The 11,893-nt window shown below is 45.1% G+C and carries 11 protein-coding genes, 1 rRNA gene and 1 other annotated feature; of the genes, 4 read left to right on the forward strand and 8 right to left on the reverse strand.

Annotation, left to right across the window (positions count from 1 at the left end; translation table 11 throughout):
- The 4 genes from ABUA31_RS04220 to ABUA31_RS04235 form a co-directional block, all read right to left on the reverse strand.
- A 16S ribosomal RNA gene (locus tag ABUA31_RS04220) occupies positions 1–983 on the reverse strand; the annotation flags it as partial.
- A gap of 418 nt (positions 984–1,401) precedes the next feature.
- Complete coding sequence (locus ABUA31_RS04225) at positions 1,402–2,097, reverse strand: CvpA family protein (protein WP_055224240.1); 696 nt, start codon at positions 2,095–2,097, stop codon at positions 1,402–1,404.
- Positions 2,098–2,115: 18 nt separating this feature from the next.
- Complete coding sequence (locus ABUA31_RS04230; RefSeq protein WP_349818802.1) at positions 2,116–3,405, reverse strand: DUF5711 family protein; 1,290 nt, start codon at positions 3,403–3,405, stop codon at positions 2,116–2,118.
- 57 nt (positions 3,406–3,462) lie between these two features.
- The gene (locus ABUA31_RS04235) at positions 3,463–4,761 is read right to left on the reverse strand and encodes a LysM peptidoglycan-binding domain-containing protein (RefSeq protein ID WP_349818803.1); all 1,299 of its coding nucleotides are present in this window, start codon (positions 4,759–4,761) and stop codon (positions 3,463–3,465) included.
- Positions 4,762–5,010: 249 nt separating this feature from the next.
- Here ABUA31_RS04235 and yyaC point away from each other — a divergent pair, with 249 nt between their 5' ends.
- Positions 5,011–5,562 carry a spore protease YyaC gene (yyaC, locus tag ABUA31_RS04240; protein WP_349818804.1) on the forward strand — a complete coding sequence of 184 codons (552 nt, stop codon included), beginning with the start codon at positions 5,011–5,013 and terminating at the stop codon, positions 5,560–5,562.
- On the opposite strand, the gene ABUA31_RS04245 is transcribed toward yyaC, so the two are convergent.
- A complete protein-coding gene (locus ABUA31_RS04245) occupies positions 5,563–6,675 on the reverse strand; it encodes a hypothetical protein (RefSeq protein ID WP_173796425.1) in 1,113 nt (370 codons plus the stop codon). It abuts the gene before it with no gap.
- 295 nt (positions 6,676–6,970) lie between these two features.
- Here ABUA31_RS04245 and ABUA31_RS04250 point away from each other — a divergent pair, with 295 nt between their 5' ends.
- Positions 6,971–7,384: a CBS domain-containing protein gene (locus ABUA31_RS04250; RefSeq protein ID WP_015533413.1), complete on the forward strand. Its 414-nt coding sequence runs from the start codon at positions 6,971–6,973 to the stop codon at positions 7,382–7,384.
- A gap of 84 nt (positions 7,385–7,468) precedes the next feature.
- Here the strand turns inward: ABUA31_RS04250 and ABUA31_RS04255 are convergent, their stop codons facing one another.
- Entirely contained in the window at positions 7,469–9,133 is a 1,665-nt protein-coding gene (locus tag ABUA31_RS04255; protein WP_015533414.1) for a 2-isopropylmalate synthase, read from the reverse strand.
- A 49-nt stretch (positions 9,134–9,182) separates the two neighbouring features.
- Positions 9,183–9,453 (reverse strand) — a binding site (T-box leader).
- Positions 9,454–9,526: 73 nt separating this feature from the next.
- Positions 9,527–9,676 carry a hypothetical protein gene (locus ABUA31_RS04260; RefSeq protein WP_015533415.1) on the reverse strand — a complete coding sequence of 50 codons (150 nt, stop codon included), beginning with the start codon at positions 9,674–9,676 and terminating at the stop codon, positions 9,527–9,529.
- Positions 9,677–9,851: 175 nt separating this feature from the next.
- Here ABUA31_RS04260 and ABUA31_RS04265 point away from each other — a divergent pair, with 175 nt between their 5' ends.
- Positions 9,852–10,526: a uracil-DNA glycosylase gene (locus ABUA31_RS04265; RefSeq protein ID WP_015533416.1), complete on the forward strand. Its 675-nt coding sequence runs from the start codon at positions 9,852–9,854 to the stop codon at positions 10,524–10,526.
- Between the two features lie 18 nt (positions 10,527–10,544).
- Positions 10,545–11,153, forward strand: coding sequence for a histidine phosphatase family protein (locus ABUA31_RS04270; RefSeq protein WP_349818805.1), 609 nt, complete (start codon positions 10,545–10,547; stop codon positions 11,151–11,153).
- Between the two features lie 54 nt (positions 11,154–11,207).
- Here the strand turns inward: ABUA31_RS04270 and ABUA31_RS04275 are convergent, their stop codons facing one another.
- A complete protein-coding gene (locus ABUA31_RS04275) occupies positions 11,208–11,831 on the reverse strand; it encodes an HD domain-containing protein (RefSeq protein ID WP_349818806.1) in 624 nt (207 codons plus the stop codon).
- Positions 11,832–11,893 lie beyond the last annotated feature (62 nt).

Raw genomic sequence — 11,893 nt, forward strand, 5'->3', positions numbered from 1 at the left:
GTCATCAGGATGTCAAGACTTGGTAAGGTTTTTCGCGTTGCTTCGAATTAAACCACATGCTCCACCGCTTGTGCGGGTCCCCGTCAATTCCTTTGAGTTTCATTCTTGCGAACGTACTCCCCAGGTGGAATACTTAATGCGTTTGCGACGGCACCGAGTTCCTTTGGAACCCAACACCTAGTATTCATCGTTTACGGCGTGGACTACCAGGGTATCTAATCCTGTTTGCTCCCCACGCTTTCGTGCCTCAGTGTCAGTAGCAGTCCAGTAAGTCGCCTTCGCCACTGGTGTTCCTCCTAATATCTACGCATTTCACCGCTACACTAGGAATTCCACTTACCTCTCCTGTACTCCAGCTAAACAGTTTCCAAAGCAGTTCCGGGGTTGAGCCCCGGATTTTCACTTCAGACTTGCCTTGCCACCTACGCACCCTTTACACCCAGTAAATCCGGATAACGCTTGCACCATACGTATTACCGCGGCTGCTGGCACGTATTTAGCCGGTGCTTCTTAGTCAGGTACCGTCATTATCTTCCCTGCTGATAGAGCTTTACATACCGAAATACTTCATCACTCACGCGGCGTCGCTGCATCAGGGTTTCCCCCATTGTGCAATATTCCCCACTGCTGCCTCCCGTAGGAGTTTGGGCCGTGTCTCAGTCCCAATGTGGCCGTTCACCCTCTCAGGCCGGCTACTGATCGTCGCCTTGGTGGGCCGTTACCTCACCAACTAGCTAATCAGACGCGGGTCCATCTCATACCACCGGAGTGTTTTCACACTGTGTCATGCGACACCGTGCGCTTATGCGGTTTTACCAGTCGTTTCCAACTGCTATCCCCCTGTATGAGGCAGGTTACCCACGCGTTACTCACCCGTCCGCCACTAAATCGGCCGGAGCAAGCTCCAGCTTCAATCGTTCGACTTGCATGTGTTAAGCACGCCGCCAGCGTTCATCCTGAGCCAGGATCAAACTCTCATTAAAAAGTTTGCAAATCCTATGTCAGAAATCATACTAGCTTGTATTTTTCCTAACCATCTTTACTGTTATTGGTTTGTTAGATCTTTGATATCATCTCTGATCCGACGTTCTTGAAATTCTTTGTTTGGAATTTCAGGGTTGTCATGTTGTTAATTTTTCAAGGTTCTTTATGTTTTCGCCTCTCAGCGACAACTTCTATATGTTATCACATCTGAAGTTCTTTGTCAACAACTTTTTTATCTTTTTTCAAGACCTTTTCGGTTGCTGATGTCTGACCTCTTCGGCGACAACTTCTAAATATTACCACACCGGAGTGTGTATGTCAACAACTTTTTTCATTTTCTTTGTCATCATATCCCAGTGACAGAAGAAGAAAATCGATGTTAACTTGTGCCGGTCACAACCAGCAAGTGAAACTATACTAAATATCTCCCAATATGTCAATAACTATTTTCAAAAAAATGTTTTTATCGTACAGATATGTGAGAGCCTTGCTGTCGTGTACCATTTCCAGCATCTGCGAAGCCACTGAGAATGCCGACAAAAACGTTATGAGAACCATTGCGATCCATATACACAACACAGCCTGTGCAACGCCAAAAGCAAGTCCTCCTGCTTTGTCCAGTCCACCGACCACGGGGATCCCCGACAGAACATGCGATAACGCAAGAGCTATCAGCACGAGCAGTAGCACCACAAATATGGTTAACAGATAAGACAGTCCGTTCATGACCATATCTGTGAGATAATCCACAACATATGCCACATAGTCTCCGATCGCCTTTCCATTTATCTTGTCTCCGCCGTTACTGCGTATGTAGTTCTTCACGATCTCCGGCAGTTCTGTATGTTCTAGATAATCTTCTTTCTCATAGACAGATACACTTTCACTGATATCTTCCACTCCTATGCTCTGCTCTACCTTCTGCCTCACGGTGTCTCTGAGTGGTGTATGCTGACAGAGGAACTGGTTTACATACGGATTCAGCACATTTGTCAGGATCACCGCTCCTACTATGCCCACTGCACTTACCGCACTTTTGATGAGACCTCTCCTGTATCCGATAAGGGCGCACAGAAGAATAACCGCCACAGACGCAAGCAACATCAGATTCATATGCGCTTCTCCTTTCTCTTACATGCCCTTGAGGGCAATAGTCTGCGTCTCATTTTCAAATATGACCACATACTCCTCCTCGTTTGAGTCCGGCACAACATTTACAAGATTCTTGGTGAATGAATAATTAAATTTCATACTTCCATTAAACCTGATTATACTGCAGTCCATATCTCCCGTGACTATTATCTCCTCTTCAGTTGCATATATTTTGTCAAATGCATTGTCGTAGTCCACTTCAGCCTTCAGCGCACCCTTGTTGTCATATATATATATTTTGTATTTCGCCTTTGAGGCAGAATCCGAGACAGCAATATAACCCACGCAGGAAGAATTATAGAATACGCCCTGCATCTCCCTGGATCTGAGATCTATAACAGCTCTCTCCTCCGGTTTCTCCGTCATAGTGTATGTTCTTATATCGTTATTACCAAAGCATGCAATATTGTCATTATCTGTAAATTTCACGATAGGATACAGTGCATCATCCACTGTATAGCTTCCCATCATACGATCAGCATTCTCATTCTGTCCAACCGAGCTAAAATTGTACATGGCTATCACAGACTGTACCTTTGTGCCCTGTATCTTCATATAACTTGTGACCAGCTTCTGTCCATCGTTCGATATGTCTATATCCATAGGGTATCCACTTTTATCTATCGTGGTCTTAAGCTCATAGATCGTGTTGCTGTCCTTATCGTATCCATTGATATAATTGCAGTCTTCTCCCACAAGTACAAGGGTGTACACTCCCTGCTCTGCAATATCAACATTTGAGATGTCGTAAGCGAGAGTCTGACGGCTGACTTCGCCGTCAACATTAAACACATACACATCTTTACCGTTCATATCCGCAACTATCGCGTAGTTTCCGCACACCTCTGCGTGTGGCATCTTCATCGCATAGCTCACATCCCACTTTGTCACGCCTTTTTCATCTATGTAAGATGCACCGTCCTTGGTCACCTTCAGCACATTTCCCGCAAATACCGTGTAATCTGCTATATTGTCACCTGATGTTTCCGTCGCTGACACCACATCATACTGAGTGTATGTCTTTATCGCATTATATCTCAAAAGTGCAGTGACAAGTCCTAGCACAACCACAATTGCTGCGATAGCGAGGAGCATTTTGCCTTTTTTGCCCATGGTACGTTTTACTTCAATGACATTATCCCTGCCATTTTCAAGGCTTTCCTCGTCCATATCATCTTCTGTCTGATTCTGAACTTCCTGTTTTTCATCGTCTCTGCCCGCAGCAATTTCCTTATCCGCAGTTTTTTTATTTTTTGTTAAAAATTTCATATCCGTATTCCTTCTGTTCTTTATTCACTATAAAAAAACATGGTAATTATAGCATTTTTAATCTGTATAGGGAATAACCAATTTCTGGCCCTCATATATAGGTTCATCTATCTTCAGGCCATTTACCGCCGCTATACTCTCTGCGCCATCCTGCGTTCCGTACATCTTTATCGATATACTCACAAGAGTGTCCCCCGGTTCAACCACATAGATGCTCTCCGTATCCTCCGGCACAGAAGGTATCTCTGATGTTACAGCTTCATCTGAAACACTGTCCGAAGTGTATTCCGAGCCATACGAAGTTCCCTCCACCGAAGCACTTGTATTCTCCGCGCCTTGCGCCGCTGATATATCCTGCGATCCATTTGCTTTCTGTGCCATCTCTGTATCCTGCACCCCTTCCGCATTCTGAGTTGCCTCCGTGTTCTGTGATCCCGGCGTATTTTTTTGTGTATAGGCATCTCCGGATGCAGCTCCTCCCACTGTTTCCTCAGCACCGGCCATGGTGTCTGCACTGTTCATGAACACCTGAACCTCACCGGAGTGTTTTGCCTTTGTCAGCCTGTCCGTTATCTGCCCCACTGTATCCGGGGATATGTACCACAATGCACCAAATGACACCGCACATACCGCAACAAAGCACGCCGCGGTTGTACCCCAGCTCCTCTTCTTCCGGTTCTCCGTCTGTTTCCCCCTCTCTCTGAAGTTTTCAACAACCGTCTTATCCTTTATTACCACACTGTCTGTCGCAGATTCCGCAGTCTCACGCTTTCTGCTGATTATGTAGTTCTGCATTTTCTCATTTCTCACATAATATATATAGTATCCCTTTTCCCTCATAAAGGTCCCGTGATCGTAATAATAAAATGCCTCCTCACACTCCAGTGCATCCATAAGGAACAGGATCTTTCCCTCACCCGGGAAATTATCGCGGTGCAGCCTTTTCATCTGATCGTTTATCTCTGCAGAGAAACCCATTCTGGACAGGAACCATCCCACGATCGACAGGTCATCGAAGTATTTGTTTATCTCCGCATATATCCCGCTCCACTCGCTGTCACCAAATTTTATCATGGATATGTCAAATTCAAGATTCTGTGCATCCACTGCACCGCTGACAAATATCACCTTTGTGCCATTTTCATCATATACTTTTCCGAGAAGTATGGCTCCACGGCAGTTCATATTGCCCGGCGATGCAATTCTCCTCAGATATGTCATGACATAGTCTTCTACATATATCTTGTAATTTCCCGGGGCATTTCCCACCTGTCGTATATTCTTGGGCAGCTCATATTTCACCCTGTCGCTTGACCTCATCATCTCATTTGCTTCATCATATACTATCTCTATCATTCACCCGACCTCCTATACTCTTAAGCATCAGCCCTTACAGCTCCGCCAACGATGCATGAATAATACCATGTTGACAAGACGCTTTTTTAGGAAATCATGTCATTTGATGTGTGTAACTGCGCCCTATATTCCAGCCTATTACGACCTATATCTACAGGATCACGTAAATGAGCGCTTTATGAATCTATTGTGTAAACTTTGATAATCTTGGAAATACTCTATACTATAAAACACAGGCAGGGTATTGATATGATAAAAAAGAAGCAGCGACAAACAGAATATTTTAATCCAAATGACATTCTTGCCTGCCGTGCGCTTTCAACCAGAATATCGGATTTTCTGGCAGACAGCGGGCAGCCTTCTGACAGCACCGTGGTTTTATGCATAGGAACCGACCGCGCTACCGGTGATGCTCTCGGCCCTCTGACAGGCAGCTTTCTGACAGAGCACAACTGTCCTTTCAAAGTGTACGGAACGTTAAAGGCTCCGATCCACGCCCTCAATCTGCGCGATACCATACACCATATATACGACCATTTTGTCTCCCCCGCCATCATCGCCGTCGACGCATCCCTTGGACGTCCTTCAGATGTAGGTATGATCACGCTATCTAACGCCCCCCTGTACCCCGGAATCGGTGTAAATAAAAAACTCCCGGCGATAGGAGATATCTCCATCACCGGGATTGTAAATCTGTCTGGAAAGCCAGGTATGAGTCTTCTTCAGAGCACCAGGCTGTATACCGTCAGCAATATGGCACGCTTCATCTCTGACGCCATACTGTCATCATCGACACACTGACTAGCTCTCTCCCTTATAAACCTCTATGGCGCCTGACACTGTGCTTGCCGTGCCCTCCTCCATGATCGATATAAGATCAGAGAGTTTCTCTTCTGTGAGCAGATCTTTGCCAAGGAATGTGACATAGCTGTCAGTCAGATGGCTCTGCATATCAGCAAGCTGTGACTCCATGGCATTGATCTTTTCCTCGAGCTGCTTCAGATCCGCCTTAAGTGCGTCGATCTTCGGCTGCCGTCTTCCTGTTATCTCATCAGTTATAACCTGTTTTGTATCATTCTCAAATACTTTTATCGCCTCAAGCTTGCGATTGCTTATATCCTCGCGCTCCGCCTCAAGCTCGCTGAGCTTTTCATCATATTTGCCAAGATTATATACACTCTCATCCTTGTCTCTTGTTATCGAGTTTCTGATGATCCTTATCTGCTTGTTGTTGGCGCGGACCTTGTTTCTTATCCGCCTGCCCTCATTGACGATCTCAAGATTCTTTACCTTGGCAAGATTGAACACTATGAAATATATGATAAATTCTGCTATGACGATTGCCTGACTGATCACCACATACGTCAAAGTGTGAACTCCGGTCTGGTATATGGTGTATGAAAGCGCCACGCATACAATCGCCGGTATACATCCGCAGAACAGGAGTATAAGCAGTATAAGCTTAAACACGTCGCCTGCTCCGCACGGAGCGAACATACAATAGAAAAAGCCCGTATTGCAGAAGCCCGATACATTGTTCTGCTTAAACAGCTCCTTTGCCTTGAGTCTGAGCTGTCTGTTGCTCTCGTTGAGGGAGGCCGTCTCGCTCTCTATTCGGTTGCCCATACGCTCCGTCTTCTTCTTATCTTTTTTTGACTGAAGCTGCCTTATCTTGGCTCCGTTCGCCGAAAGCTGCTGGTCGTATCCATCCTCTATCTCATTCTTTCTGTTTTTCAAGGTTGAACTGATCTCATCAGAAAGGCCCTTTTCCTCCTGTGAGATACTCCTGCTGGTCTTTCTCTGTGCCGTTCTCGCCTGTTCAAGGTTGTCCTGCACATCATCGATAGCCACCACCAGCTCCCTTGCCTTTATAAGATATTCCTGATTCTCCTGGAAAACATTCTCCGATCCCATACAGTCCTCCTTATGTCTCTTATAATAGTGCATATCAATTTTATAATATCAAATCGCCTACTAATTAACAACATAATTTTGCAATTTCTGACATATCTGACACATTTCGGATTATATTCTGAAAATACTTTCTTATCATGCACCCGGTCACTATTATTTCACAGTAATTTAATTGAACTCATACTGATTATATTTTATAATTATTATATATGGGCGATAAGCAATATTTATGGTATTTATCATTTACAGAATGGGGCTGTAAAATTATAAATTATATATGACAAGGAGAAGCGGCATGAACATTTTATTTTTTCTTACACCTAAGAGCGATGTAGCATATATTGAGGACAGTTTTTCACTCAGACAGATACTTGAGAAGATGGAGATACACAGATATTCTGCAATACCGATACTATCCAACACCGGTGAATATGTCGGCACCATAACGGAGGGCGACATTCTCTGGTACTGCAAGCGCAATTCGATGAACGCGCTCAAAACCGCAGAGAGCATCTTCCTCAATGATATTCCAAAGAAATTCGAGTACGCCTCCGTATCCATCAGTTCCAACATGGAGGATCTCATAGCCAGAGCCATGGTCCAGAATTTTGTTCCGGTGGTTGACGATCAGAACAAGTTCATCGGCATAGTTACACGAAAGGATATCATCGGTTACTGCTATAAGAAACTTAAGACCAGCGAATCATAAAAAACACCCGGATATGTAAGCATTTCGCCTGCACATCCGGGTATTTTAATGTAATTCAATATATCTTAATCCCTAATTTAATATCTAATTGAGATCTCCCGTTCTGTTGACGGCGCTCACGAGTGCATGTACAGATGCGTCTATGATATCGTTCTTTATTCCTGCGCCCCATGTAACCTTACCATCGACAGTCTCGACTCCGACATAGGCAACTGCCTGTGAGTTTGAGCCAGTCTGGAGTGAATGCTCCTCGTAGCATACGACCTTGAACTGTATGTCAAAGTGCTTCTTTATAGCGTTGCTCACGGCATCCAGACGTCCATTTCCCTTTCCGTGGTAAACCTTCTTCACACCGTTCTTCAGAATGGTTATCTCTGTGGATATTCCATCTCCCTGTACGAAGTGATTCTCAAGCATCTTGATAGGGCCATCTATATTGACATATGTATTCTGGAATATATCCAATACTTCCTTTGGACTGAGCTCCTTGTGCTCCTTATCTGACACATCCTTTACTGTGTAGCCCAGATCCTCTCTGAACTTTGCAGGAAGGTCAAAGCCGTACTTTGTCTGGAGGATGAATCCAATTCCACCCTTTCCTGACTGGCTGTTTATTCTAATAACATCGCCATCATACTTTCTTCCGATATCCTCAGGGTTAAGCGGCAGATATGGACAGGTCCACATTCCGTCACCTTGCTCTTTTCTGAACTTCATTCCCTTGGCAATGGCATCCTGATGTGAGCCTGAGAATGCGGCAAATACAAGCTTTCCTGTATATGGTGAACGCTCGTAAACCTTCATTCCTGTAACTCTCTCATACATCTCTGTGAGCGATGGTATATCGCTGAGATCTATCTCAGGGTCAACTCCATGGGTAAACATGTTCATGCAGAGTGTGATCACGTCCACATTTCCTGTTCTCTCACCATTTCCAAATAATGTTCCCTCTATTCTGTCTGCGCCGGCAAGGATACCAAGCTCTGCATCTGCCACTCCACAGCCTCTGTCATTGTGAGGATGAAGTGACAGGATAATATTCTCCCTGTCGTGGAGGTTCTTGCTCATATACTCTATCTGGCTTGCGTAAACATGTGGAAGTGACATCTCGACTGTTGCAGGGAGGTTGATTATAACCTTTCTGTCCGGTGTCGGCTTCCATACATCGATAACTGCGTTGCAGACCTCAAGTGCATAGTCAACCTCTGTTCCGGTGAAGCTCTCCGGTGAATACTCAAAACGATATGGAACGCCGTACTCATCAGCCATCTTGTTGAGCAGCTCTGCTCCATCCACTGCTATCTTAAGTATCTCTTCCTTTGACTTTCTGAACACCTGCTGTCTCTGGGCAAATGATGTTGAATTGTACAGATGTACGATCACGTTCTTTGCACCCTCTATAGCCTTAAATGTCTTCTCTATGATATGTGGTCTTGCCTGTGTAAGTACCTGTATCGTGACATCATCAGGTATGAGATCCTGCTCTATAAGTGTTCGGCAGAACTCGTACTCAGTCTCGGACGCTGCAGGGAATCCGATCTCTATCTCCTTGAAACCGATCCTGACAAGCTCCTTGAAAAATTCCAGCTTCTCATCAAGGCTCATAGGTACGATCAGGGCCTGATTACCGTCTCTCAGATCCACGCTGCACCAGATAGGTGCTTTGTCAATATACTCCTTGTTTACCCAGTCTGTGCACTGTACCGGCGGCATGTAATAGCCACGCTTGTAATTCTGATAATTCTTCATTGATATAACCTCCTACTTAAGCAAAAAAAAACTCACATCTCCTAATCACTATAGAGACGTAAGTTACGCGGTACCACTCTATTTCATACAATAATGTATGCTCTCATCGCAGATACAGATGAACGATATACTTACCGCCGTCTTATACCCTCCTGCTGTAACGGTCAGGCTCCGTCCCTTCCTACTTCACACGATCATCTGACGTGCCATTCAGCGGGCTGCTCCAAGGCGAGTTCAAACCCTATCGATCACCGCCTCACACCAACCGGCGGTTCTCTGAACATCTCCAGAATTCTACTGCTCCTCTTCATCGCATTATCTAGGCTGACTCTAACACATACAAGTGTCAGATGTCAACCCCTTTTCGCTATAATCCTATATATATTAACAGTTCTACCAGACAATAAATCTCTTGTTCTTGAGAGATCTTCCGCCTGCTGTAAGCATCAGTATACCCACTACAAGACCAGTAACTATCGTTATAACCCCAAGTGCTATGTTGAGTGCTCCAACCTGCTTCATAGTCTTATATGCTTTCTCCATACTCATATGCTCCTTTCTATAAGCCTTTATCAATTCTCAGATATGGTAAGTATATCATGTGATATTGCTTCTTACAACTTAAAACTTGAATTAGTTTATTTTACTTTGCCCCCCGCCCGTGATAAAATAACTGTGTTTCGGATCATTATATTTGTATACAAAAAGGAGTATCAATATGCCAGCAATAACAAATGACTGGGCTGAATATCTTAAGCCTGAATATAAGAAACCTTACTATAAAAAGCTGTTTGATTTTGTGGGACAGGCATACGCAACGGAAACTGTCTACCCACCAGCCGATGATATATTCAACGCATTTCACACAACGCCGTTATCCCATGTAAAATGTGTGATAATCGGTCAGGATCCATATCATGAGCCGGGGCAGGCACACGGTCTGAGTTTCAGTGTGAAACCAGGTGTCACCATACCACCATCGCTCGTCAACATATATCAGGAGCTTCACGATGATCTGGGATGTAAGATCCCCAATAACGGCTATCTTGAGAAGTGGGCCGACCAGGGAGTCCTCATGCTCAATGCCGTGCTGACCGTTCAGGCTCACAGAGCCGGTTCCCATCAGGGAAAGGGCTGGGAACATTTTACCGATGCAGCGATCAGGATCTTGAACGAGCAGGACAGACCTATCGTGTTCATCCTGTGGGGTGCATACGCCCAGAAGAAGGCCGCATTCCTGAACAACCCACACCACCTGATCCTGAAGTCCGCACACCCAAGTCCACTGTCTGTATACAGGGGCTTCTGGGGAAGCAAGCCGTTCAGCAAGACCAACGATTTCCTGGTTGCAAACGGAGTCGAGCCTATCGACTGGCAGATCGAGGACATTTGATTTTGGAGGACTATACACATGGAGATTTATATTGTAAGACACGGTGAGACCGTATGGAATAAAAAGAAGCTGCTTCAGGGCCGGACTGACATTGAGCTCAGCGACAAAGGACGAGAGCTCGCCAGGATCACAGGAGAAAATCTGAGAGACACACACTTTGATATGGTGTTTTCCAGTCCGCTTAAGAGGGCTTACGAAACAGCCAGCCTCATTGTCGGCGGCAGGGACATTCCAATTGTGAAGAATGACCTCATAAAGGAAATGTGCTTTGGTGACTGGGAAGGGCAGAATATGTCAGAACTTCTGGCAGACGGAGATCAGGATTTTCAGTATTTCTTCAAGCATCCTGAGCTCTATCACCCGGTTGGAAACGGTGAATCATTTGAGGAACTCTGCCAGCGGGCGGCCAGATTCATGACTGAGTATGTGGAGCCACTCTCCTCAAAATATTCAAGGATCATGATCGTTGCCCACGGAGCGATAAACAAAGCAATGATGATGCATGTAAAAAAGCATCCGCTCGAGGAGTTCTGGTCAGGCGGGCTGCAGCAGAACTGCAACGTGATAATGCTTGACTACTCAGGCAACGTATATACGATCATCGACGAGACAAAAATTTTCTATTAGACAGTATAATAAAAACAAAGAGCACTGTCCCGGCTTCATCCATGATACAACCTATCATGAATGTTTCAGGTTCAGTGCTCTCTGCACTTCCAGTATCTGCTCTTCTATCTTATCTGCGAGCATATATATCTGTTCATTATATCTTCCGTCTATTCTCCGCATAGCCTCGGGAAGGGGATTGAGAATGTCTGTATACGACTGCTTTATCTTCTTCTGTATCCACCTCACATCAAGCATGTAAACTATCGTTCTGAGATTGTGAAGCCTGTCCGCAAGCTTCACGATCACCGTCTGGTACGAACCCTGGGAAAATAACCTCCTGGCATATACGGAAAACGGTTCCCCCTGTATCCTGGTCAGAAGTCTCACCTGTTCGCGTATGTCCGCGCCAAATGCACTCTCTATATCGTCAAGTGTACATTCTGTATCTTCAACCGTGTCGTGAAGGAGTGCAGTTATGAGGATATCCTCGTCGGTTATCCCGCACTCTTCTCTCAGGATATTGTATACGCCAAGTATATGCTCATCATAATAAGGCTTCATACCGCCATTTCCCCGGCGCATCTGCCCTTCATGAAATGCTTTTGCCATATCCATAGCCTGCTGTATGCGTTCTGAAACCTGTACATCCGGTCCAACCATATCATCAACGCCTTTTCCCAGTGTCATGTCAGCCATCTTCTTATCCCTTTCAGTACATCCCAAACTACACAAAGTATAACATAGCAGCCTTGAATAAT

Source organism: Coprococcus sp. RTP31081st1_H1_RTP31081_211007 (genome assembly GCF_040227275.1).
In the GTDB taxonomy this organism is placed as follows: domain Bacteria; phylum Bacillota; class Clostridia; order Lachnospirales; family Lachnospiraceae; genus Coprococcus; species Coprococcus aceti.